The 23,780-nt window shown below is 42.8% G+C and carries 19 protein-coding genes; 9 read left to right on the top strand and 10 right to left on the bottom strand.

All coding sequences use genetic code 11. From position 1 onward, the window contains the following. The first annotated feature begins 104 nt into the window (after positions 1-104). From KPY62_RS08930 to KPY62_RS08940, 3 genes are all read left to right on the top strand, one after another. Positions 105-1,442 (top strand): efflux RND transporter periplasmic adaptor subunit, encoded by a 1,338-nt coding sequence (locus KPY62_RS08930; protein WP_216581685.1) that lies wholly within the window; start codon positions 105-107, stop codon positions 1,440-1,442. After that, entirely contained in the window at positions 1,439-4,531 is a 3,093-nt protein-coding gene (locus tag KPY62_RS08935) for an efflux RND transporter permease subunit (protein WP_216581686.1), read from the top strand. The genes KPY62_RS08930 and KPY62_RS08935 overlap by 4 nt, the downstream gene beginning before the upstream one ends. Before the next feature lie 322 nt (positions 4,532-4,853). Further along, entirely contained in the window at positions 4,854-5,798 is a 945-nt protein-coding gene (locus KPY62_RS08940; RefSeq protein ID WP_216581687.1) for a DMT family transporter, read from the top strand. 401 nt (positions 5,799-6,199) lie between these two features. Here KPY62_RS08940 and KPY62_RS08945 read toward each other — a convergent pair whose 3' ends face one another. Then, complete coding sequence (locus KPY62_RS08945; protein ID WP_216581688.1) at positions 6,200-7,459, bottom strand: amidohydrolase family protein; 1,260 nt, start codon at positions 7,457-7,459, stop codon at positions 6,200-6,202. A gap of 609 nt (positions 7,460-8,068) precedes the next feature. Here KPY62_RS08945 and KPY62_RS08950 point away from each other — a divergent pair. Together KPY62_RS08950 and KPY62_RS08955 are read left to right on the top strand one after the other, a co-directional pair. Next, entirely contained in the window at positions 8,069-8,329 is a 261-nt protein-coding gene (locus tag KPY62_RS08950) for a hypothetical protein (protein ID WP_324033938.1), read from the top strand. Positions 8,330-8,511: 182 nt separating this feature from the next. Then, a complete protein-coding gene (locus tag KPY62_RS08955) occupies positions 8,512-9,912 on the top strand; it encodes an NCS1 family transporter (protein WP_216581689.1) in 1,401 nt (466 codons plus the stop codon). A gap of 351 nt (positions 9,913-10,263) precedes the next feature. On the opposite strand, the gene glmS is transcribed toward KPY62_RS08955, so the two are convergent. From glmS to hisF, 7 genes are all read right to left on the bottom strand, one after another. Beyond that, positions 10,264-12,108 carry a glutamine--fructose-6-phosphate transaminase (isomerizing) gene (glmS, locus tag KPY62_RS08960; RefSeq protein ID WP_216581690.1) on the bottom strand — a complete coding sequence of 615 codons (1,845 nt, stop codon included), beginning with the start codon at positions 12,106-12,108 and terminating at the stop codon, positions 10,264-10,266. Between the two features lie 177 nt (positions 12,109-12,285). Beyond that, positions 12,286-13,659 carry a bifunctional UDP-N-acetylglucosamine diphosphorylase/glucosamine-1-phosphate N-acetyltransferase GlmU gene (gene glmU / locus KPY62_RS08965; RefSeq protein WP_216581691.1) on the bottom strand — a complete coding sequence of 458 codons (1,374 nt, stop codon included), beginning with the start codon at positions 13,657-13,659 and terminating at the stop codon, positions 12,286-12,288. 275 nt (positions 13,660-13,934) lie between these two features. Beyond that, entirely contained in the window at positions 13,935-14,525 is a 591-nt protein-coding gene (locus tag KPY62_RS08970; RefSeq protein ID WP_216581692.1) for a phosphatidylglycerophosphatase A, read from the bottom strand. Between the two features lie 3 nt (positions 14,526-14,528). Further along, positions 14,529-15,566, bottom strand: a complete 1,038-nt coding sequence (thiL, locus tag KPY62_RS08975; RefSeq protein ID WP_216581693.1) for a thiamine-phosphate kinase — start codon at positions 15,564-15,566, stop codon at positions 14,529-14,531. 2 nt (positions 15,567-15,568) lie between these two features. After that, positions 15,569-16,756, bottom strand: coding sequence for a transcription antitermination factor NusB (gene nusB, locus KPY62_RS08980; RefSeq protein WP_216581694.1), 1,188 nt, complete (start codon positions 16,754-16,756; stop codon positions 15,569-15,571). 213 nt (positions 16,757-16,969) lie between these two features. Beyond that, the gene (ribE, locus tag KPY62_RS08985) at positions 16,970-17,491 is read right to left on the bottom strand and encodes a 6,7-dimethyl-8-ribityllumazine synthase (RefSeq protein WP_201623373.1); all 522 of its coding nucleotides are present in this window, start codon (positions 17,489-17,491) and stop codon (positions 16,970-16,972) included. Between the two features lie 200 nt (positions 17,492-17,691). After that, positions 17,692-18,474: an imidazole glycerol phosphate synthase subunit HisF gene (hisF, locus tag KPY62_RS08990; RefSeq protein WP_216581695.1), complete on the bottom strand. Its 783-nt coding sequence runs from the start codon at positions 18,472-18,474 to the stop codon at positions 17,692-17,694. A gap of 97 nt (positions 18,475-18,571) precedes the next feature. Here hisF and KPY62_RS08995 point away from each other — a divergent pair, with 97 nt between their 5' ends. The 4 genes from KPY62_RS08995 to KPY62_RS09010 all read left to right on the top strand — a co-directional run bounded on the left by KPY62_RS08995 (position 18,572) and on the right by KPY62_RS09010 (position 22,448). Next, positions 18,572-19,420 carry a class II glutamine amidotransferase gene (locus tag KPY62_RS08995; RefSeq protein ID WP_216581697.1) on the top strand — a complete coding sequence of 283 codons (849 nt, stop codon included), beginning with the start codon at positions 18,572-18,574 and terminating at the stop codon, positions 19,418-19,420. A 349-nt stretch (positions 19,421-19,769) separates the two neighbouring features. Further along, positions 19,770-21,047, top strand: a complete 1,278-nt coding sequence (locus KPY62_RS09000; RefSeq protein WP_216581698.1) for a homoserine kinase — start codon at positions 19,770-19,772, stop codon at positions 21,045-21,047. Positions 21,048-21,200: 153 nt separating this feature from the next. Beyond that, positions 21,201-21,539: a hypothetical protein gene (locus KPY62_RS09005; RefSeq protein ID WP_228730633.1), complete on the top strand. Its 339-nt coding sequence runs from the start codon at positions 21,201-21,203 to the stop codon at positions 21,537-21,539. Beyond that, positions 21,540-22,448, top strand: coding sequence for a class II glutamine amidotransferase (locus KPY62_RS09010; RefSeq protein WP_216581699.1), 909 nt, complete (start codon positions 21,540-21,542; stop codon positions 22,446-22,448). On the opposite strand, the gene KPY62_RS09015 is transcribed toward KPY62_RS09010, so the two are convergent. Together KPY62_RS09015 and KPY62_RS09020 are read right to left on the bottom strand one after the other, a co-directional pair. Next, positions 22,445-22,969, bottom strand: coding sequence for a YchJ family protein (locus KPY62_RS09015; RefSeq protein WP_216581700.1), 525 nt, complete (start codon positions 22,967-22,969; stop codon positions 22,445-22,447). The two genes, KPY62_RS09010 and KPY62_RS09015, sit on opposite strands and share 4 nt — an antisense overlap. 92 nt (positions 22,970-23,061) lie before the next feature. Beyond that, on the bottom strand, positions 23,062-23,778 hold the full coding sequence (locus KPY62_RS09020) for a metal-dependent hydrolase (protein ID WP_216581701.1): 717 nt from the start codon (positions 23,776-23,778) through the stop codon (positions 23,062-23,064). Positions 23,779-23,780: the final 2 nt, after the last annotated feature.

Raw genomic sequence — 23,780 nt, forward strand, 5'->3', positions numbered from 1 at the left:
ACACCCTCAATGCAAATCAAGTATAATTACTAGTCGTTGTTATTGAACAGTTTTTTATAGCCATCGCTTAACGTCATTACTGCCCCTGTTTATAGAGACCGATTATGAGTGACCTTCCAGATCTTAATAGTAAGCAAGCGCCTAATGCTAATGAGCCTAAGCCGGTAGTGGTGTCTGAGCTACCGCCATATCGTCAGTTTGATAAAAATATACCCGCAGCAAAGCTACCGATATGGCTGTGGCCAGTATTGCTTGCGGTACTCATTGGTGGGGTACTGCTGGGTAAGTATTGGGGTGCTGATAAGGCCGATGATAGCGTCAATGGTAATGTTGGCACTACTAGTCAAACTACTAACGCGCCTGAGGATAATAAGGCTAATGTTAGTGCTGAGCAAGCGGTACTATCAGTCGAAACCGTTATGCCAAGTCAAGATAATATCGGTAGTACGCTCAAGGCTGACGGCACTATCAGTGCCAAAGATATCGCTAACGTTAGCGCTAAAGTCAGCGGCGTGGCTATTGAACGAATATTAGTCGAGGAAGGTCAGCGCGTCAAAGCTGGTCAAGTGTTGGCAATATTTGACACTGATGCTGTGCGTCAGCAAATAGTACAGGCTGAAGCTGATGTGGCTGAAGCTGAGGCTACTCTTGCTAATGCTAAGGCAGATGCGATACGAGTATTACCTTTGATAGATATTGACGCTATCAGTAAACAAGAAGCCGATCGCTATCGTACCTCAGAGCTACAAGCGCGCGCAGCATTACAAGCGTCAAAAGCACGACTTAGTAGCCAAAACTTAGCCTTAAACAATGCGCAAGTAGTAGCTCCTGTTAGTGGCATCATTAGCGAAAAGAAAGTGGACGTAGGTATGGTTGCTGGTGGCGAGCCGTTATTCACTATTATAAAAGACGGTATATTGGAGTGGCAAGCTGACATCGATCCTAAGCTAATAGCAGACGTAAAAGTAGGGACTCCAGTTAAAGTGAGCTTGCCACAAGGCCAGTCAGTAATGGGTGAAGTACGCCGAATCGCGCCAACAGCTGATAATAATCGTCAAATCACTATTTATGCTAGTCTCGCTAGTAATTCAAATGCTCGTGCTGGTATGTATCAAACGGGTGAATTTTTATTAGGTAGCGAAAACACTCAAACGGTCCCTAATAGCGCGATTGTCAGTAACGACGGTTATGACTATGTGATGCTAGTGACGGCTATTGAGACTAAGGATAACAAGACAATAGGGAAAATTCAGCAGCAGCGAGTCACTTTAGGCGAGCGTTTAGGCAATAATGTGGCCGTTGTTGAAGCTTTGCCAGCAGGTAGTAGGCTAGTTAAACAAGGTGGTAGCTTTTTAAATGAGGGCGATTTGGTACGTATTATTGATAGTAAGGGTGCAGCTACCTCATCTTCTACGCAAAAACAAGCGCAGGCCCCATTATGAACTTTAACGTATCCTCCTATTCAATCAAAAACCCGTTAGTAGCGATTCTACTATTTGTCTTGCTAACTATGGGCGGATTATTTGGCTTTCGTCAAATGAAAGTCCAACAGTTCCCTGATATTGATTTACCAGCGGTAGTGGTGACAGTAACCCTGCCTGGGGCAGCGCCGGCGCAGTTAGAAAACGATATTGCCAAAAAGATAGAAAATAAACTGACTAGCATTAATGGTATTAAACATATTCGCAGCACCTTACAGACAGGGGCTGCAACTATTGCCACTGAGTTTGTATTAGATAAAGATATCCAAGAAGCTGTCGATGATGTGCGCTCGGCAGTCGGAGAAGTACGTGGTGACCTCCCCGCTGCGGCTAACGATCCCATTATTACCAAAGTCTCTACCTCCGGCTTTCCGGTGGTTACTTATTCAGTAGCTGCTGACAATATGAGCGTTGAGGATTTATCTTGGTTCGTTGATGATACGATTACTAAGCGCTTATCTGATATTCAAGGAGTCGGTTCAATCAGCCGTATTGGCGGCCTTGAGCGCAAAATTACTGTAGCAGCAGATCCTATAGCCTTGAGTGGATTGCAGTTGTCTATCAGTCAGCTTTCACAGCAAATCTCTGGTATTCAGCAGGACAGCTCAGGCGGTGAATCGGAAGTCGGGAACAGCACCCAAACCATTCGAGTGTTAGGCGCTGTTGAGCGTGCCCGTGAGCTCAATGACCTACAGATAGCAGTTCCTACAGGCGGTACGCAAGCGCTAGGACGTATGGCTGAGGTCACTGATGGTCCTGACGACCCGAACTCTATCGCTAAGCTTGATGGAAAAGTGGTGGTGGCCTTTAACGTGGTGCGCTCGCGTGGTGCTAGTGAAGTGGAGGTGACTGAGCGTATAGATACTGAGCTGGCTAAGCTGGCGACTGATATGCCTAATATCACGGTAGAAAAAGTCTATGATCGAGCAACGCCAGTCGCTGAGGACTATTCAGCATCATTAAAGATGTTGATTGAAGGAGGGATCCTTGCGGTTATCGTGGTGTTTTTATTCTTACGGAATATCCGTGCCACTATTGTCACCGCTGTAGCCCTGCCACTATCGATTATTCCTACCTTTTTAGGAATGTATTTATTTGATTTCAGCCTCAATATTATCTCGCTACTGGCTTTGTCCTTAGTTATAGGGGTGCTAGTCGATGATGCTATCGTTGAAGTTGAAAACATCATGCGCCATTTACGAATGGGTAAGACGCCCTATCAAGCAGCGATGGAGGCAGCTGATGAAATTGGCCTAGCAGTAGTAGCCACCACTTTTACTTTGATTGCGGTATTTCTACCTACTGCTTTTATGGGCGGTATTGTTGGCCAGTTCTTCCGTCAATTTGGTTGGACAGCAGCGTTAGCTATTTTTGCCTCGTTAATGGTGGCGCGTCTTATTACTCCAATGATGGCCGCTTATATCCTACGTCCTGAAAAAAAGCATGTCGAAAAACAAAGCGCGCTGATGACTTGGTACCTCAATGTAGTCTCTTGGACGCTAAAGCATCGTTGGCTGACTATGGGCGCCACTTTAGTACTGTTTGTCGCTTCGCTGGGATTAGTTAAACTACTGCCTACTGGTTTTATTCCTGATAATGATATTGACCAGACACGAGTAGCGATTGAGCTAACTCCGGATGTGGAATTGGAGGATACAGAACGAGTAGCAGCGTTGGCAAGTGAGCGTATATTAGCTTTGCCTGAGGTTACGCATATCTTTACCTCTGTTGGCGAAGGACAAGCTTCTATGGGGTCAGAATCTAGCGGTGGCAAAGCTAAGAACATTGCTGGACTAGATATAGTGTTAGCTCCACGAGCTGAGCGTGCCTCTAAGCAACAAATTGAACAGCAGATCAGTTCGATATTGTCAGAAGTCCCTAGCGCCCGTTTCACTGTTGGCTTATCAAGCGGCGGCGAGACTGGCTATAACTTTTCATTGACTAGTACTAGCCCAGAGGTATTGGAAAAAACCGTACAACAGATCATGAGTGATATCCGTGCTTTACCTATGGTAGGTTCCGTCACCAGTGACCGTAGTCTGCCGCGTCAAGAACTCACGGTGACCCCAGATCGCTTAGCGATGGCGGATAAAGGGGTGACTACCCAGGCTATAGCTGAGACCCTACGCATCGCTACAGTTGGCGACTATGAGCAGAGCTTATCTAAGCTTAATTTAGATACAAGGCAGATACCAATAGTAGTACGCTTGCCTGATATTGCCAAACAAAGCGTCAGTCAGTTAGAGGGGTTATATGTACCTACTAGCCAACCAACTGGACAAGGGGTACGAGTAGGGGAAGTGGCTAGTTTAGACTTTGGTACGGGACCAGCCCAAATTAAGCGACTTGATCGTGAGCGTGCTATTAGTATTACGGTGCAGCCTAACGATGGCGCGCTAGGTGAGCTAATAGAAGCGGTGAAAGGCACGTCAACTATGCAGAATTTACCAGCCTCAATCACTGTGATTGACCAAGGCCAAGCCGAAAGTATGGCTGAGTTATTTAGCGGTTTTGTTATCGCTATGTCGGTCGGCATTGTCTGTATCTTAGGGGTACTGATTTTATTATTTGGCAAGCTATTACAGCCTTTTACTATTCTTATGGCCCTGCCATTATCTATTGGCGGTGCTTTCGTCGGGCTAGTCCTTACTAAGAGTAGCCTCTCGATGCCATCGATGATTGGCTTTATCATGCTGATGGGTATCGCTACCAAAAACTCTATTTTGCTAGTGGATTATGCCATTATTGCGCAAAATCGTGGGCTGATGCGCTTTGACGCTATTATTGATGCTTGTCGCAAACGGGCACGGCCAATCATTATGACGACTATTGCGATGGGTGCTGGCATGCTGCCATTAGTATTTGGATGGGGTGAGGCTGATCCAACCTTCCGTCGTCCGATGGCGGCCGCTGTGCTAGGTGGTTTAGTGACTTCTACATTATTAAGTTTAGTGGTTATTCCGGTGGTTTATACCTTAATGGACGATGTATCAGGCTGGTTTAGCAGATGGCTAATTCCGCATGGTAAAAATGCTAACAATGAACCATAACCCGTTATTGAAAGTGATAAATAGTAACCATCACACAGCAGGACAGGGCAATTAAAAAGCAATAGGTTGCGCTGTCAGCTTAGGAGCAAATACTAGCAGGATAAGTTTGAATTACTAACCTACAAGGTAACCCTGCTAGCAAAGTAATCATCTGTCGCTGTGTATTGTTTCAAACCATAGTGCTTTATAGCAGTAGGCTAAGACTAAATGGATAAAGTCTTAGTCTTTTTTATAGGCTTGTTAAAGTCGATGACCATTAAAAAAGTCGATAATCTGTTACTCTGAGTTGACCGACTTATCTTAATACCGAGCGAGACTAGCAATGAATGAATCAGTGCCAAAAGGGACGCTTGCTCATAGCAGTGCTTGGTTTATTCCTTTTTCATGCCTATTAGTAGGCGGCTTACTATTGGGCATATCTACCAATTTGGCCAAGTACGCTAGCGAAATAGGGTTGACCCCATTAGCATTTTTGTTTTGGTCAATCTCTGGAGCAGCACTAATTCTATTAGTAGTAGCCTTAGTAAAAAAGGAGCATTTGTCTCTTAACGCTCGTAGCTTAGAGTACTATACGATTGCCGCATTAGTCAGTGTTGCCGGCTCTAATTTGATTTTCTTCTCTGCTATTGCGCACGTAGGTGCTGGTTTTGTTGCTTTAATTATTGCCCTACCACCGTTGCTCACTTATCTGGGTGCTCTAGCGTTACGCATAGAGCGCTTTAGTCGCTTGCGTGCTTTTGGGGTGGCGGCTGCATTAGCTGGAGCAGGGGTACTGGCTGCACGTAAGTTTGCTGCGCCAGATGCCAGCACATTTTGGATTTTGCTAGCGCTCTGTGGCCCTGTATTACTAGCTATGGGTAATATCTATCGGAGCTTACGCTGGCCGGATAAAGCTTCTGCAATTGCGCTTGCTCCGGGTATGTTGATTGCCGCTGCCTGTATCCTCGCTATCGTTGGAATGTTGCCAGGTTTTTCTTTGGCGCTACCGCTTGGCGAAAGTAAGACTAGCGGATTAATATTGCTGCAGGCTAGTATTTTTGCTGCTCAATTTTTGCTGCTGTTCTTATTGCAAAAAACTGGCGGTCCAGTTCTATTAAGCTTATTAGGAGCGGTCGGTGCGGTAGTTGGCGTGCCTATAGCGGTATTTTTGCAGGGCGAAGCGCCACCAGAGGGGCTGATTTTAGGGGCTTCATTGATTGGACTTGGGGTGATTTTGGTCACTTGGGGTGGAGTAAAAATGGCGGCAGCCGTCAAGAGTGATAGTTAGAAAAATAAATCATTACTAATAAAATGCTAAGATCTATTCACAAATAAACCCTGATGCTAGCTAATGAAAAAGTTATCAGTACTAAAATATTTAGGCTATCCAAAATCATGAAATAGGTGGCTTTTCGGCTGTTATTAAAATACCTATGCCCACTAGTGACATAGAGGGCTATAAAAAGTCAGAAAACCTGACAAAACTATAATGTCGCAATAAATGCGGTTAACAGGTATAACAACATTAATCGCTGCCACAGTCTAACCCTTTAGTTTGATCAAACAGTCCAAGTCTAAGGGGTCAGTTCATAATAAAACAGTGCTTTTTGCCTTCTACTATTTCAGTAAATTTTTAACTGGCGATTTCTATTGCGAGTTAGCTTGCTCCTTTCATCCTCCTAGCTAGAATCACTCAAAACAAATATGCGCAGCCTGATTACAGAAGGTTTGCTTACCATTTTTGAATCCTGCCAAGGCTTGTGCTACGGTTCTAATAGTTTCTACTGAATCCTTGGCTTCTACTACTACTAAAGTAGCCGTCGCTCCTACTGCTATCTCAGTGTTAAGCGCCAATAATTTAGCCGCATTTTTGCTAATCATATCGAATGCCATTGCTATTTCATTATCGGTCGATAGCTGGGCGATATTGGCATACAAGTTGGCCATTCTAATCAATGAGGCATCGCCGTAAGGGGTAAAAGCATTGAGGATATTATTAGTAGAAATCGTGGTATTAACTCCTAACTCTGCAAACTGATTGGCATTGACTGTGCCTCGGGGTATCAAAGATTCGTAATCACTGCCATTGATATAGATATCAGTGGCCGGTAACACGATCAAAGTAATGTCTGCCATTTTTAGCAAGCCAGCCATCTCTCCACGCTTCATCTTATCCATAGCTGAAAGCTTAGTAACATGACCGATAGAGACGCGGCCTTGGTAGTTGCGCTTAATGGTTTCTTCGAAAACCTTTGGAATACTTGACCCTTCTGGGTCTAAATCAAAATCCAAGTGAAAGTCGACATCGACGTCAAACTTTTCCGCTATATCAAATATCATTTCGATATGTTGCTCTGGATTTTCATCTTTATAAGGACAGCCCCCTAGCAGATCCGCGCCTTGGGCTAATGCTTGCTGTAATAACTGCTGGGTTAGCGGTTTAGTGGTCAAGCCTGACTGCGCAAAAGCACAAAGCTCTATATCGATAGCAAAGGCGTATTTATCCTGCACTCTTTTTAGCGCTCTAAAGCTACGCATTTCAGTTTGTTCGTCTGTTTCAACAAAAGTACGCATGGCTACCGTACCTTTTTTGATAGCCATCTCTATGACCTTTGAGGCGCGTTCGAATACATCTTCTTCAGTGAACTGTTCTTTGGCTTTACCCGTCTCATCAACGGCTTCTTCTAAAGTGCCTTGTTCTACACTACAGCGATCTAAAATACAGGCTTTGTCGAGGTGAATATGACTCTCATAAAACCCTGCACAGACAAAATTGCCTTGAGCGTCATAAACTATGCTACTGGCTGCCGCTTCACTATCATGGCTATCATCACTATTAATAGCGTTTTCTATATCATCAATACGCTTGATATGAGCGCCTTCTATGCTGATATTAACTAAGTTTTTCCGGCCCGCTAATTGAGCGTTTTTTATAATTAGATTTATCATTATTATTTATTCCGTTTTTGAGGGTGTTAGGGCCTATTCGTTTTAACATCTACGTTTCTACTATTAAGGCGTTGATATTTAATAGAGATTAGCATCAGCTAAGGTAAAATAATAGATGAGTTTGCCAAGATTCGCTAGGGATTATTATCCATATCCAATGCTTATTGTGTAGCTGAATTTAATGATAGCCTATCAAAGTTAAGTCATTATTAGCTTGAATGAGGCGGCATAATTGACAGGAACTTGCAACTACTCAATGCTTTGAACTTACACATATATCTTGATCTAGGTGTTTTTTATTTTACCATCGTAGAGTTTCAACTGTGCGGCGCTGCTCTGATACTAAAGCTGTGATTGAATTAATAATAATCTGTTCTAATATTTCGTCACTTTTGCTATCTATGTTTCGGTTTTTCTCATAGTGCCAACTATAGTGCGCTAACTCAGTCTTCACAATAAATAATTAATATATCCATTGTTTTGTTAACAAAATTAGTTAACAATGTTTGTTAACAATTATTCTTTCAGCATCAACTAAGTAATTGATAGCAGTATTCTATAAGTATTCTAGTTACAAACCTCAACTCAACAATATCTACGACCGATAAAATCGTAGCAAGCGCCCGTAAAACAGCGATTGTTGGTACTACAATTATTGCAGCTTCCAGAACAAATTCTCCTGCTCCTATGCAACAGCATTATGATGAAGAACCCTCTGCCCCAAGAGTATTTGCGTGCTTAAGACAAGCTAAAGAGGAAGAGCTCAATGGGGTAATCGTAGCCTGTTTTGATGATCTCGGTATTGGGTCTTATCATGAAGTGTTTTCAGGCTTAGCCGTTGGGGTTTTTGCACTACTATGGCCGATTTAACTGAATGCTTGACACAGGAAGCAAGTATTCATGTGATTGACAGCATCACGATAGCAATGCACAGGGTTGAAGACTTAGTAAGATGCGGAATGAAAACGAGCAAAATTGGAGCATATGCGTTGACTATTTAATATCAACAAAGTTATAACCCACTAAAAATTGTTCCAAGGAAGGGAAGTGTTATGAATTCTAAAGAAGGTTATGTAGCAACAGCAGAAATAAAAACCATAGTTGTTGAAACTACAGGCGACGAAAGCCTTACACCAAATGGCCCAGAAGATAGGACTTTAGGGGCGTTTGGCTACATGTCTTTGTGGGTCGGGGACGGTGTGAATATGGGTAATATGACACTCGGTGCGAGTGTTATAGTTGCCGGTATGGCAATATTGAATGTTTGGCAGACTATCGCAGCCGCATTAATTGCAATCGCCATTGTTTCTACCTTCTTTGCACTAAACGACAGAGCAGGCTATAAATATGGTATTCCCTACGTAGCTCACCTAAAAGCATCATTTGGTAAAAAAGGAACGCTGATCTCTTCACTGCTCCGTGCAGTGCCCGCTGTGATCTGGTACGGTGTTCAGAGTTGGATCGGTGGTACTGCACTAAATGAAGTGTTCAAAATATTGTCGAGCGGAGCTTTTGATAATGTATTTGTCGGATTCATCATTCTTATAGTTGCGCAAATACTGCTTTCAATGAAAGGCTTTAAGAGCATTAAAATAGTTGAGTCGGTAGCATCTGTTGTGCTGATGGGTATCGTTATTACGGTATTTATCATACTAGTTAAAGACCACAGTGCAGCCATTTCAACTTCTTGGATTAATGCCAAAGGTACATGGGGAATCGAGTTTTTTGCCTATATTATGGTGTTTCTCGGTAACTATGCCGCTATATTTTTAAGTGCAGCAGACTATTCACGTGAGCTAAAAACAGGTTACACGGACAGAAAAAGAGGACTTCTTTACTTCGTACCGATTCTCGTTGCTTACGGCTCGGTAATCATTGTAGGCGCTATGCTTGCCAGTGCGACAGGTTATACCAATCCTGCACTAGGACTACCCGTATTATTCGATAACGTTTATATGCAGTTATTCATCTCTGTATTTATTGTGTTTGGTGTAATTGCTACCAATATGGTAGCAAACATTGTTACGCCAGCTTATGTTATTCAACTATTTACCAAACTGAATTACAAAGCTTCAGTGGCAATTACTGGGGTGCTGGCAATAGGATCATTCCCATGGTTATTAGTGCAGGACGATAACGCAAAAGGACTAGATACTTTTATTCATGTCTACTCAGCTTTTCTTGGACCCCTAATTGCGATTCTTCTTGTTGACTTCTATATCATGAGAAAGCAGCATATCGATATCAAAGAATTATACAAAAAAGATGGAGAATTTGATGGGGTGAATTATGCCGCACTACTAGCGCTTGCTATCGGAACAGCGGCAGCATTTATAGTCGTTGATCTTGCTTGGTTGATCGGATTAATCGTTGCCGGCATTGCTTATCCTATTATTATGAAAACAATGTTTAAAGACTCTAAATTCAAAAAAGATACTATTTTTGAAAAATAAATTTAATACTATAAGAAGAGCAGTAAAATCGATAAATCTCTGCTCTTTTTATTCTAGGTAAACCTACTATTTGGTTAAATGACCAAGCTGAAAAGAATCCGTTTCTATTAATTTACTAAGACACTATCACTAAGATTATTTATTCCTAGTAATATTAGGGCGTATTGAACATTCAATCACAGCTTTGATAAATCAGTAGCTACCAGCAGTGGCTACTTGTGAAGACTCAACAGGCCCTAATCGTTATAGCTATTTTGTGACGATAAAAAATCCCTAATACTGTTCAACACGGTATTAGGGATTTTAGTAATAAGTACTACTAGTTTATATCACTGTCTAATCAGCAATAAACTACTCAACGGTAACTGACTTGGCCAAGTTACGAGGTTGATCAACGTCAGTACCACGCATAACCGCCACGTGGTAAGACAATAGCTGCACTGGTATGCTATAAACAACCGGTGCTAGCGTCTCGCAAACGTCAGGTACGTAAACCACATGCATCCGATCTTCAGCGACCATTTTGCTTGATTCACTAGCGAATACAAATAGCTCGCCATGACGAGCATGAACCTCTTGCATATTAGCTTTTAGTTTATCGAACATACTGTCTTTAGGAGCTAGTACGACAATGGGCATATCCTTGTCTACTAATGCTAATGGACCATGTTTAAGCTCACCAGCTGCATAACCTTCAGCATGGATATAAGAGATCTCTTTGAGTTTCAGCGCGCCCTCAAGGGCTATTGGAAACTGCAGACCACGACCTAAGAATAGGCAGCTTTTTTTATCTTCAAAGCTTTCGCTCATGGTTTTGATAGCAGCGTCTAAATGTAAGCTAGCATAAAGCTGACCGGGTAACTGCTGTAGTTCACTAAGTAAAGTGCCTAAGCGTTCACTATCCATACGCTGCTGAGTAGCGCCGATTTTTAACACTAATAGCATTAAAGCGACCAGCTGAGTGGTAAAAGCCTTAGTGGAAGCTACGCCAATCTCGGGACCTGCAAGGGTAGGCAAGTAAATATCAGTCTCACGTACTAATGATGAGGTGGCGACATTACAGAGGGCCAGACTCACTAACCCAGTCGGCTTTTGTTTTTGAGTATCACGTAGAGCCGATAAAGTGTCAGCAGTCTCACCAGATTGCGAAATGCAAATCACTAATGAGTTGTCGACCACTACTGGGTTGCGATAGCGAAACTCACTCGCCACTTCAACTGAGCAGGGTAGACGGGTTAAGTTTTCAAACCAGTATTTAGCAACCATGCCAGCATGATAACTAGTGCCACAAGCCAACACTTGAATGTTACGAATACCGGACAGCTGATCCTCATGACGTTGCAAGAAATCATCACGTAGCTTTGAGGTATTAGCGCTATCAATGGCCATTTCTAAAGTACGAGCGACCGCATCTGGCTGCTCATAAATTTCTTTGAGCATATAGTGTTTAAACTCGCCTTTATCGGCATTATGTTGCTGTGCATCTATCTCATGAATCTTACGACTGACTTCTACACCATCAGCAAATATTTGAATACTATTACGAGTCAGCTTGGCAATGTCACCTTCTTCTAGGTACATAAAGCGGTTGGTTACTGGTAGCAGCGCTAGTTGATCGGATGCGATAAAGTTCTCACCGATGCCTACACCAATCACTAATGGCGAGCCTAGACGTACAGTAATTAATTCCTCTGGGCTGTCTACATGCACAATGCCTAGGGCAAAAGCGCCATGTAATAATGGAATGACTGCACGTACTGCTTCTAATAAGTCAGGCGTCTGTTGGTAAAGGTCATTAATCAGGTGCGCCACAACTTCAGTATCAGTTTGTGAAGTAAACTCATAGCCTTTGGCGACCAGCTCTTCTTTGAGCTCAGCATAGTTCTCAACGATACCGTTATGCACCACAGCGATTTTGCCGGATACATGCGGATGTGCGTTACGCTGTGCAGGCTCACCATGAGTCGCCCAACGGGTGTGAGCAATACCGATATGACCATCAAAAAACTCAGGGTTGATAGCGACAGCATCGACCAATGCTTGCACTTTGCCAACTTGACGTTCACGATGCAGCTCGCCATCACGAATCACCGTGAGACCAGCAGAGTCATAACCTCGATACTCTAAACGCTTGAGACCCTCAAGTAAAATATTGGCAATATTACGTTCAGCGACTGCGCCTACGATTCCACACATGGCTATTCCTTAAATTAAATATATTTGGTTATTTGGTTATTTATTAAATTAGAAGGGTTGGAAAAATATAGGTTAATTAAATACTATTAAGCAGCGCTGCAAACCTTGCTACGCTGCTTGATGTTTATTAGGTTGTCCATACGACCTAGAACTATTTAAGCTCTTAGCGTCATACTATTACTTGATGGGTCTTTTAAAACCTGACTTCTGCACTTGGCGTCCTCGACCCAATGCCAAGGCATTAGCGTCTACATCCACAGTGATCACTGAACCAGCACCGACCGTAGCATTTTTGCCGATAGTCACTGGCGCCACTAAGCTTGAGTTAGAGCCAATAAAGGCATTATCATGGATAATAGTTTGTGACTTATTGACACCGTCATAATTACAAGTGATAGTACCAGCACCGATATTAGCATTAGTACCAACTGTCGCATCACCGATATAGCTAAGGTGATTGACCTTACTGCCTTTACCGATAACTGACTTTTTGATTTCAACGAAGTTGCCAACTTTACTGTTATCAGACAATACGGTATCAGGGCGCAGATGAGCAAACGGACCAATATCTACCCCAGCACCTACTTGCGCATGATCAATAACACAATAAGGCTTTATGTGACAGGCATTACCTAGCTGTGAGCTCTTAATGACGCAGCCAGCTTCGACATAGACGTTATCCCCTAAGGTACAATCGCCCTCGAATACTACGTTAATATCTACGAATACATCTTGACCAGCCGTTAAGCTGCCACGAATATCAACTCGTGTCGGATCAGCAAACTGGACGCCAGCCACTTGTAAATCATGGACTAATTTACTCTGCCATGAGCGCTCTAAGCTCGCGAGCTGCTGACGGTTATTAACCCCTTCAATCTCAAAAGCATGCTCAGGCTCAATCGCTGCAATACTAATACCATCTGCTACCGCCATTTTTACGATATCAGTGAGATAGTACTCTTGCTGCGCGTTATCATTGGACAATTTAGGCAAGTATTTATGCAGTAGGGCATTATCAACGCAGTAAATACCGCTGTTAATCTCAGTAATCTGCTGTTCAGCGCTACTAGCGTCTTTTTGCTCAACGATAGCTTCAATATCACCATTGCTATTACGCTTAATACGGCCTAGCCCAAAAGGATTGTTGACTGTCAAAGTCAGCATTGACATGCCATTGGTATTGGCCGCTCGCAACAAAGTCAAAGTTCGACCACTAACTAACGGTACATCGCCATATAAGATTAGACTTTGACCTTGTTTAGGTAGCTTATCTAGAGCAACTTTTACCGCATGCCCAGTACCCAATTGTTCCGTTTGCGCCACCCAAGTGATAGATAAATGTGCATATTGATCATCAATTGCTGTCTGAACTTGATCGCCACCAAAGCCATAAACCACGATAGTGTCATCGACAGTCAGCTGATGACAAGTGTCTAATACATGACCTAATAAAGACTTGCCAGCTAGTGTTTGCAATACTTTTGGCTTAGCCGATTGCATACGAGTGCCTTTACCGGCAGCGAGGATAACGACAGAAAGAGATGAAGTCATAGTATTCCTAAAAGATATTGCTAAAATAAAGCCACAAATGTAACAAGGTATGACTTAATTATAACGCATAGTTGTTGATAAAAACTTGTAAATACAAAAAATATATAAGATTATAAAAGTGTTAGGCCTATATGTGTTTGCTAAACCCCTGCTTAAATATTAACTTTTTATCAAATTAATATCGATAAAGCACTTTTGATAAATACTTTTTATAAGGCAGTTAATAGGCTTAGTATTAAGGCTTATGATGCCCAGTTTAGCTATACAGTAAAGCTTTAAAGCATAATGCCCGTTATGGCTATCATCCATATAACGGCAGCCATAATACCAGCTATGATATCGTCAAGCATAATCCCCAAACCGCCAGCAACTTTTTTGTCCGCCCAATCAATTGGTGGTGGCTTAATAATGTCAAAAAATCGAAACAGGATAAAGGCAAGCGCTAAAGAGAGGATGCCCAATGCTTGGGTAATATCATGCCAAAAAGTAGCAGTACTTACGCCTAGATAAGAAAAAGGCAATAAAGTAATCCAGATACCTGACCATTCATCCCAAACAATATGCGGATCGTCATGGACACCCATTAGCTCTGAGGTACGACCACATATCCATACCCCAACCACGCAGGATAGCAAAGTAATAATAAAAAATGTCGTAAAGCCTAAGCTCATGAGCGGTACGGCGATAAGTAAGCCACCGACTGTACCCCAAGTACCCGGCGCGCGACGTGGCAACCCACTGCCTAGACCAATACCTAACCAATAGACAAGACTATCCAGCGTACTGGCATTGGCGGGTAGAGACGGGCAGTCATTAGCTTTGCTAATATCAGGCTTAGTGCTATGTTTAGATGAGTCGTCAGTCATGATCTAACCTGTAAAGTGTTGATAACCAGTGAGCGTAGGTAGCGTATTAAAAGGTGCTGGCTGCTCAACAGTCACTGCCTGCCCTTGATAAACCAGGATAGGATTTAGCATTAAGGTAGAGTTGCTGTTTTGATCTTCAGGGGCATCAGCAGCGATGGCAATAACCTCGCCGATACAGCTAACGGCAGTATTATCGATAGGCGGTTCGATATCAGCTGGCAAAGTAAAAGCCAACTCATAATCATCCCCACCTGCCAATTGGCATAATAGGCGCTCAGATAAATCAACTTTGGCTAAAGCACTGCTGGTTGGCAAGCGCTCAAGATTAATACGCATAGTGACAGCGCTTTGTTGGCAGATATGACCTAAGTCTTGATAAAGGCCGTCAGAGATATCTATCATCGCCGTCGCACCGATTTGTGCTAGCTTAGCCCCCAGCGTGATACGTGGAGTGGGCATATGCAAACGATGGCTGAGCTCAAGCCCAGTCGCATTATCAGGGTGTTGCAACGCATAACTGGCATCGCCAAGGGTACCCGAAACATAAACTTTATCACCCACTTGTGCGCCTGACCTATAGACCGCTGGCGTGTTCGAGCTCAAAATACCTTGAGCACTAACGCTCAATATTAGATTGTCGCTACGCGTAGTGTCACCGCCAATAAGGGTGACGCCAAATAATTGGCAAGCATGAAATAAACCTTCGGCAAACTCAGTTAACCACTGCTCATAAGCAAGGCGCTCAGGCAAGGCTAGCGCTAATAAAATGCTGTGTGGCGTCGCACCCATAGCCGCTAAGTCTGAGACGTTAACCGCTACGGCTTTATAGCCAATAGCAAAAGCCAGTTTTTGCACCTCTGACCAATCAGCGCTAAAGTGGCGTCCTTGAACTAAAGTATCGATACAGCTGACTAAGCGCGCACCAGTAGGCAGGCCCATGACCGCCGCATCATCGCCAATACCTTTTTCAATATCAGCAGGTAAGGGTAGCGCTGCTTGCAACTGGCAGAATATACGCTCAATCAGCTCAAACTCAGTCATGATTAGTCTTGGCTTCTATTAACAGTAGCATCTGCAACAGTACTATCAGTTTCAACAGTATCTGATTCTTCGTTATCTGCTTGGTCGCTGTTAGTAACCTTACTTTCTGCAGTTTGCTCTGCTACGTTGCTTTCTATTGTTTCTGCTACTGCATCATCTGCTACTAGGCTATCTTCTACTGCTAGTACAGCAGCGCTATTGTCGACAGTAGCCTCATCGCTAGCGACAGTAGCTGCTACCGTTAATAAGCTATTTTGTTCAGCAGTAGTATCGATAGCTTTTTCATTAATAACCGTGTCATTAATAATCGCATCTTCAGCAACACTTTCGTCTTTTTGTGGCGCAGCTACTGGCTTTACGCTTTGTTGTTGCGCTTTTTTAGTATTGGCTGCTGCCGCTTGAGCAGTACTAGTTCCAGCGCTTACTTTAGTGGGACGGTTACGTTTGACACTAGCATTATTAGCACTAATACGTGGCTTAGTAGAAGTGGTTGCGCTGCTTTCTGTTTCAGCACTAATGGCTGGCTCATTTGTATTAGCCGCTACTTTTAGTGCAGCTGGTCTTTGTGAATTGCGTTTATTAGCCTTAGTGTCCGCTTGTACTTCAGCAGCACGTAACTCAACGGCCATTTTATCGAGTACCGCATTAATTAATTTGTGTGCATCAGTAGCACCGAAGTGATTATTAAGCTTCATTGCTTCATCCATAACTACTTTATATGGAATTTCTAAGCGGTTTTGCAGCTCATAAGCACCAATAAGCAAAATAGCATGCTCAACAGTATCTAACTTATCGACTTCACGGTCTAACTGCTGACTAATAAGGGCGTCTAGTGCTTGTATTTGTTCTGGAATATCACGCATCATTTCATGATAGTAACCAATATGCACTGTATGCATAGCATTAGTGGCACGAGTACGCGCAGCAATGTCATGCGGTGCATTGTCTTTCCAACCTAGTTTACCGCTGGTATCAAAGCGACGATCAGTCATTAGCCATTCATAAAGACCTTGCATAGCAAAGCGCCGTGCCTTACGCACAGCAGTGTGACTAGTCTTATAAGAAGACTCACTCATATCGAAGTGTTGGTCACCAGCACTACTGCTCGCTAAGCTGATAGCTTCAGCTTGCTCAGAATTGGTTTGTGCTGTTTTCGCAGCGCTAATGGCGCGCTTGAGTTGGTCAGTCATAAGGGAAAAATACCTAAATGTTAAATAGTGGTTTTAATCAATAGTGTTCACTAACGATTCTAAACAATGCTGTTAAATAGTAGTCGACTGATAAATATTATCAGTACATCTTAAAGCTTAAACGCCATGATTGTTAACCACAGCGCCTATTAAATTATAATCAGACAATAAAATTCAAAAAGCGGTAATCAGCTGCTTATTAACGCTGTCAAATTAAGCAACATCATCGCTATCGTCGATATCTAACTGCGACAATACAGCGATCATTTCTAGGACTACCATGGCAGCTTCTGAGCCTTTATTGCCAGCTTTAGTACCTGAACGTTCGATAGCTTGTTCAATAGTATCAGTAGTCAATACCCCATTACTTACTGGAATATTATAATCAGTAGCAACACTACTTAGACCTTTGGCTGATTCGCTAGCTACAAAGTCAAAGTGTGGTGTGCTACCACGGATAATGGCACCCAAAGCTACGATAGCGTCAAAACGATCTGATTCGGCAGCACGCTGAGCGACTAATGGTAATTCAAAAGCACCAGGCACACGGATAACAGTGATATTGCTACCCAAAACGCCATGACGTAATAAGGCGTCGATAGCGCCATCAACTAATGACTCAACTACAAAACCGTTGAAACGAGCCACGACAATACCGATACGAGCGTCTTCATTTTGATGCAAGTTGCCATCAATATGAGTAACATCATCACGCTGCTGTTTTAGATTTGACATAAAGCTATCCTTTGTTACTTATTAAAATGAGGAATTAAATTATTGTTTAAGGCTTCAATCAATTTTTAAACGACTAATTGACTAAAAACAAAACGAAAATAAATAGTTAGCGCTATGATAGCATTTTTCTATATAAAGGGTCTGTTGAACATTGACAAATATGCACGACATTTGGCTACTAATGGTGTTTCAAAGTCATCTTACAAACGCATAGCTATTCCTTGAGCAGCCATGTACTGTTTGGCCTCAAGAATAGTATGTTCACCGAAGTGAAAAATACTGGCAGCTAGCACCGCATCGACGCCACCTTTTAGTACTCCATCAGCTAAATGTTGCAGGTTACCAACGCCACCTGAGGCAATTACTGGCACATTAACTAAGCTAGTAATTTGCTGCATAAGCGCTAAATCATAGCCTTTTTTAGTGCCATCGCCATCCATTGAAGTGACTAACAATTCACCTGCGCCTAGAGCCGCCATTTTTGCCGCCCAAGAAACGGCATCGATACCAGTTGGCTTACGTCCACCATGAGTGAAAATCTCCCAACGTGGTACTAGCAGACCATCAACCGTTATGTCAGCTACGCGCTTGGCGTCGATAGCCACTACGATACATTGATTACCAAATTTCTGTGCCGCTTCGCCTACGAATTCTGGAGTAAATACTGCTGCTGAATTAATCGCTACTTTATCTGCGCCAGCGTTGAGTAAATTACGGATATCAGCAATTTTGCGTACCCCGCCGCCAACGGTTAACGGTACAAATACGGTCTCTGCCATACGCTCAACAGTGTGATAAGTAGTATCACGCTCATCATTAGTCGCCGTAATGTCCAAAAAGGTAATTTCATCGGCCCCTTGTTCATTGTAGCGTCTGGCCACTTCAACTGGATCACCAGCATCTTTTATATCGACAAATTGTACGCCTTTTACCACGCGGCCATTATCGACATCCAAACAAGGTATGATACGTTTTGCTAGCATGAAACCGCCTATTGGATAGTAGAAGAATACAAAGGTAAATAATATAAAATGCTATGATACTCGTTACTTTTTTACAAAACAAATGCTAAGGGTATTTATGTGTCAACTGCTTGGGGTTAATAGTAAAAATCCTGCAGATATTGGTTTTTCTTTTAGTGGATTTCGCCGTCGTGGTGGCTTAACTGATGATCATGTTGATGGCTTTGGTGTGGCCTATTTTGAGCCTACAGGGTTGCGCATCTACTGTGATGATCGTGCAGCTATGGACTCACCAATTGCAGAATTAGTAGCTAACGCTAAGATTAAAGCGCTCAATACTATAGTGCACTTACGTAAATCTGATGATAGCTTACTGCGCAATGCCCATCCTTTTGTACGTGAGATATGGGGCGAGTCTTGGGCGTTTTCTCATAATGGTAAGATGACTATTGAACAGGCGACTGACAGCGACCCTATCAGGCAAGGAGTGTCTCATTATTATTGTCCAGTAGGCGACACTGATTCAGAATTTGCCTTTTGTTATTTACTTAATCAGCTCAAAGATAATTTTGAGCATAAGCCTGATGATAAAACCCTTTTTGGCTTTTTAACTGAGCAATGTCGCTTTTTGGCTGATTATGGTCTATTTAACTGTCTATTATCAAATGGCGACTGGTTATTAAGTTATGCTAACACTTTATTGTTTTATGTCACGCGCCAAGCGCCTTTTGGTCTAGCTACTTTAGTTGATGCTGATATCAGTATTGATTTTCAGCAAGTCAATGACCCTGATGATGTTATAACCGTATTAGCGACTATACCGTTGACTGCTAATGAAGATTGGCAGCAGCTAGCAGTCAATGAGTGCGCGATTTTTGCAGAGGGTAGAATCGCCCATCAAGATATCCCTAAACAGCCGATTTATTTATCGATTGAAAAAGGCTTGCAGATCGCCAAAAGGGCATAGCCTATACGTTTCTTGACTATGACTGTGACAAATTGGCTATTAACACCAAGTGTCCATTCAGATAAAGTCGCTATTAAAATAAAATGGCTATAGTCGGTTTTTGTTTGATGAATAGCATTATACAATAGCCGTTCACGACAGCAGCACCCTGCCATAAGCATTGAGCTATTATTCTAAAATCAATATAGTAAAATCATTACTACATTCAGCACAATTTCGCCAAATTTCTACCCTGCTATTTAATGTTTGCTTATAGATACCTTTATTGTCACTATTGTCATCTAAATTTTAGCTATTAAACTTTTATTGATCATAATTTCCTATTCATTCATTTTTTACGAGAGCGCCCATGTCCGTCTATACCCAGTTAACCAATGAGCAATTTTCAACCTTTTGTCAAAGCTTCGGGGTGTCTTTTGCCCGAGCGATTCCCATTACTCAAGGGATCAAAAACTCTAACTGGTTTATTCAAACGACGGACGATAGCGATGGTGAGCACTCTTACGTCTTTACCTTATTTGAAGAGCGTCCAGCAACAGATATCGAAAAAATGGCGGTGATACTCAATCAGCTTGTTGGTAAATTACCCGTTGCTGCCCCGCTAGCGTTGCTTAATGCAGCAGATGCTAATGTTAATGATGCTAATAGTAATGATGCGAGCGACGATCAACGCTATGTCATTCATTACCAAAACAAAGCCATAACTCTAGTGCCGTGTTTGGCTGGCGAACATCCTAAGCAAACTACTCAGGCGATGTGCCATGAGATCGGGGCAGCTTTGGCATTGCTGCATGAAACCCTGCAAGCGTTGCAGCCTAGTGAGGATTATGGCGTTGCATTATATCCGTGGGCGCAAGTACGTGACCGCGAGATCCAGTTTATGCCGGGTGATGAAGCCAAATTAATGCGCGATATTTGGCAATCCTATACTGACTTGCCGCTGGCCACTTTGCCTAAAGGTCTATGTCATCTCGATATGTTCGCTGATAACACCCTTTGGGATTTAAAGCTTAGCAACGGACAACAAGCTAATGCTAAACTGACTGGTTTGCTCGATTTTACTGAGGTCAGTGTTGATCATTATGTAATGGATATTGCCATCACTATTAATGACTTTTGCACTACTTGGGGTGATGCCGAGCAAGGAGAGTCAGTTAATTTTGATCGTAGTAAAATGAAAGCTTTCTTAGATGGTTATCAGTCAAAAAGAATTCTGGCTAGTGATGAGCAGCGCGCGTTACCAGTGATGCTAGCCAAAGCGGCGGTGATATTTTGGTTATTGCGCCTAAACGTTATTCATTACAACCGGACTGAAGGGCGTACTGGCGATAATATTATGGTCAAAAACCCTGACTTAATGAAACGCCTTGCCGCTTATCATTGGTCACATGTCGAAAAATCTCAAGATATAGTATATGTACTTGAGCATGCGGTTTATAAAGATGATAATCGCACAAATGATGTCGAAGATTTGAAATTAATCGGTGTTTTCACCACTAAGCAACAAGCTCAAGTAGCGATTAAACAGCTACAAGCTCAACCTGGTTTTAAAGATTATCCTAATGGCTTTCATATCGATAGTTATCCGCTTGGTCAAATTAATTGGTCTACAGGATTTGGCGGATAATAGAACTAACCCTAGTTTATCTCTTACTATTTTGTACAGGCCTATTGCGCATTGACCTTATCCATTATCAAGACCTTAGCTACTTATAGATTTTCTGATTTATTGGCGACTAAGGTTACAAAAACTAATAGCCTAGACCCTAAGGATGACCTTATGAGCAACCAAGCTGATAACTGGCACAAACTGGCGCGTTATGACACTAATATGCAAGGTGAGCTGCACGCTAATCTGCTACGTAACAATGGTATTACGGTCTCTTTACAGCCGCTTAGCGCTATTCCAGGTATGAACTCTGGCATGGTGTTATGGGTAGAGAATACAGATTTTGCTCAAGCCCAGCGTATCCTAAACGGTGTTAATAATGAGGGTGTTGATGGCGCCAGTTTACTCGCCGAAATGAGCGATGCAGAATTAGGTATTGTCTCAGACAATCCATCAAACCAAATAACGAGTGATCCTAGCGCTCCAACTAACAAAGGCGGTACTCTTTAAATGTGTCAACTCTTAGGCATGAACTGTAACGTTCCAACTGATATAGGGTTTAGCTTTGCAGGTTTTCGTCGCCGTGGCGGTATGACTGATAGCCACGAAGATGGGTTTGGTATTGCCTTTTTTGAGCGCAGTGACTGTAGTAAAGCTGACGGCACAGATAATGCATCAACCGGACTACGCTTATTTCATGACAATCGTCCTAGCCATGAATCACCTGTTGCTGACTTAATCAATAGTTACCCGATCAAAGCTATGAATGTCATCGCACATATCCGTAAGGCTACTCAAGGGCAAAACTGCTTAGCCAATACTCATCCTTTCGTGCGTGAAGTATGGGGCGAGCAGTGGGTATTTGCTCACAACGGTCAGATGAATAGAGAATTTATAAAACGCTGTCAGCGCTTGCAGGATAACGGCAATGCTTCACATTGTCAGCCTGTCGGTTCAACCGATTCTGAAATGGCGTTTTGTTATTTGATTAACCGCTTAAAAAGCAGCTTTAAAAGCCGTCCTGATGATCAAACGCTATTTAACTTTTTAACCACTCAATGTCGTTATTTATCTGCTAACGGCTTGTTTAATTGCTTGATCTCTAACGGCTCTTGGCAGTTGGCTTATGCTGGCAGTTTATTGTTTTATCTCACGCGCCAAGCACCATTTGGTGATGCGGAGTTGGCTGATGACGAGATATCTATCAATTTTGGTGAAGTGACCACGGATAAAGATAAAGTCACTATTCTAGTCACTGTGCCGCTAACCAAAAACGAAAAATGGCAACAATTAGCGGTCAATGAGTGCCTAATCTTTCGGGATGGTGATATTTTATATAAAGACAGTCCAAGCCAGCGTAAGTTCTTAACCATAGACGAAGGGATTGCTATTGCCCGGGCAGTTGGGGCGAGTGTTTAGGGTAAATACCCACCACAACAACGCTTAAACTTCTCCCCCGATCCACAAAGACACGGCTGCTTTTGACTAATGGTCATAGCAACCGTCGGATCTAAAAAGTACCAACGCTCATCTATTCTCACAAAGCTCGATAACTCATGATGTGCTTTGATGCCTTCTGCGCTATTGTAATAAGCTTTGAACTCAACTTGTGCATGACCTTTGCCAAGTTTTGGTAAATGTTTAACGATCTCTAATCCTGCCCAATCGGTCTCCTGCGCCCATGATTCAATATCCTTGATATCGAGTAATGTCTGCTGGGCGGGCACTGTAGTCTTGACAATATAATCCGCCTTTTGTAATACAAAAGCACTGTAGCGAGTACGCATTAAGCGCTCAGCGCTATCCGCTTTGACGGTATTAGGGTCATCGCTGTTATTCTCGTCAACAGCATCGTGATAAGGCTGACAGCAGTCGCTATACGCTATCGGCGTAGTCAAGAAACTCAATGAAGGCGAGACTCGGCAGGGGCATAGTGGCATATACGCTTGGCTCTACTGATTAGTTGATAAAGTTTAGCTAATGATATTTAGCTAATAAAGTTCGGTTGATAAAGTGTACTGATGGCGCAGGTTTACTTAAGTAGGTCCTCCATCATAGCTGGCAGCATATCTACTCTAAGCTGTGCCCAAGGTGCTGGATCACTTACTTGCTGTAAAAATGTCTCAAAGGGCGGAGCAAAATATACCAATACAGCCAGTAGAGCATATAAAAGCAAGTACCACCAACGGTCTTTATGCTGATAAAACTTCATTGCAGTACCCGATGAGCGCTTCATGCGCATGCCTGATAGGTTAACACTATACAGCTCATCTAAGCTCAGATGCACAAGAGCACCACCGAATAAAAACAACCCATAAAACCAGCTGGCTGTGAGCGGATTGTGCATTACATAATAACTTATATAAGTGAACCCTAAGCCTAATATAGCCATGTAGGGCACTGAATGGATGACGCCACGATGTACAGTCATAGTAGTGAAAACATGAAATACCACATAGCGCATAAAACCATAGCCTGCTAACCATAACGCCATCAGCGCTAGTAAGCTAAGGTCGCTGCGCCAGTGCATCACTAAGCCAAAAGCAAATATAAATGAGGCTAAGTTAAAGCCAAGCTTGATCGGGGTAGAGTGATCTGAATCTAGATCGGGTAATAGACCGCCAGCAGTACCTAAGGCTACGCACAGCAAAAACCCCGAATCATCTATCAATCCTGTCTTATAGATAGTCAAAGCGGTGATACCACTAACGGCAAATGCGACATTAAGGTGAGTGTTAAAATTGGCCATAA

Origin of the sequence: Psychrobacter sp. TAE2020 (assembly GCF_018919485.1) — a bacterium.
Taxonomy (GTDB): domain Bacteria; phylum Pseudomonadota; class Gammaproteobacteria; order Pseudomonadales; family Moraxellaceae; genus Psychrobacter.

Coding starts and splice junctions, on each gene's coding strand:
- KPY62_RS08930 (WP_216581685.1), top strand. CDS start 105: ATGAGTGACCTTCCAGATCTTAATAGTAAGCAAGCGCCTAATGCTAAT.
- KPY62_RS08935 (WP_216581686.1), top strand. CDS start 1,439: ATGAACTTTAACGTATCCTCCTATTCAATCAAAAACCCGTTAGTAGCG.
- KPY62_RS08940 (WP_216581687.1), top strand. CDS start 4,854: ATGAATGAATCAGTGCCAAAAGGGACGCTTGCTCATAGCAGTGCTTGG.
- KPY62_RS08945 (WP_216581688.1), bottom strand. CDS start 7,459: ATGATAAATCTAATTATAAAAAACGCTCAATTAGCGGGCCGGAAAAAC.
- KPY62_RS08955 (WP_216581689.1), top strand. CDS start 8,512: ATGAATTCTAAAGAAGGTTATGTAGCAACAGCAGAAATAAAAACCATA.
- glmS (WP_216581690.1), bottom strand. CDS start 12,108: ATGTGTGGAATCGTAGGCGCAGTCGCTGAACGTAATATTGCCAATATT.
- glmU (WP_216581691.1), bottom strand. CDS start 13,659: ATGACTTCATCTCTTTCTGTCGTTATCCTCGCTGCCGGTAAAGGCACT.
- KPY62_RS08970 (WP_216581692.1), bottom strand. CDS start 14,525: ATGACTGACGACTCATCTAAACATAGCACTAAGCCTGATATTAGCAAA.
- thiL (WP_216581693.1), bottom strand. CDS start 15,566: ATGACTGAGTTTGAGCTGATTGAGCGTATATTCTGCCAGTTGCAAGCA.
- nusB (WP_216581694.1), bottom strand. CDS start 16,756: ATGACTGACCAACTCAAGCGCGCCATTAGCGCTGCGAAAACAGCACAA.
- ribE (WP_201623373.1), bottom strand. CDS start 17,491: ATGTCAAATCTAAAACAGCAGCGTGATGATGTTACTCATATTGATGGC.
- hisF (WP_216581695.1), bottom strand. CDS start 18,474: ATGCTAGCAAAACGTATCATACCTTGTTTGGATGTCGATAATGGCCGC.
- KPY62_RS08995 (WP_216581697.1), top strand. CDS start 18,572: ATGTGTCAACTGCTTGGGGTTAATAGTAAAAATCCTGCAGATATTGGT.
- KPY62_RS09000 (WP_216581698.1), top strand. CDS start 19,770: ATGTCCGTCTATACCCAGTTAACCAATGAGCAATTTTCAACCTTTTGT.
- KPY62_RS09005 (WP_228730633.1), top strand. CDS start 21,201: ATGAGCAACCAAGCTGATAACTGGCACAAACTGGCGCGTTATGACACT.
- KPY62_RS09010 (WP_216581699.1), top strand. CDS start 21,540: ATGTGTCAACTCTTAGGCATGAACTGTAACGTTCCAACTGATATAGGG.
- KPY62_RS09015 (WP_216581700.1), bottom strand. CDS start 22,969: ATGCCACTATGCCCCTGCCGAGTCTCGCCTTCATTGAGTTTCTTGACT.
- KPY62_RS09020 (WP_216581701.1), bottom strand. CDS start 23,778: ATGGCCAATTTTAACACTCACCTTAATGTCGCATTTGCCGTTAGTGGT.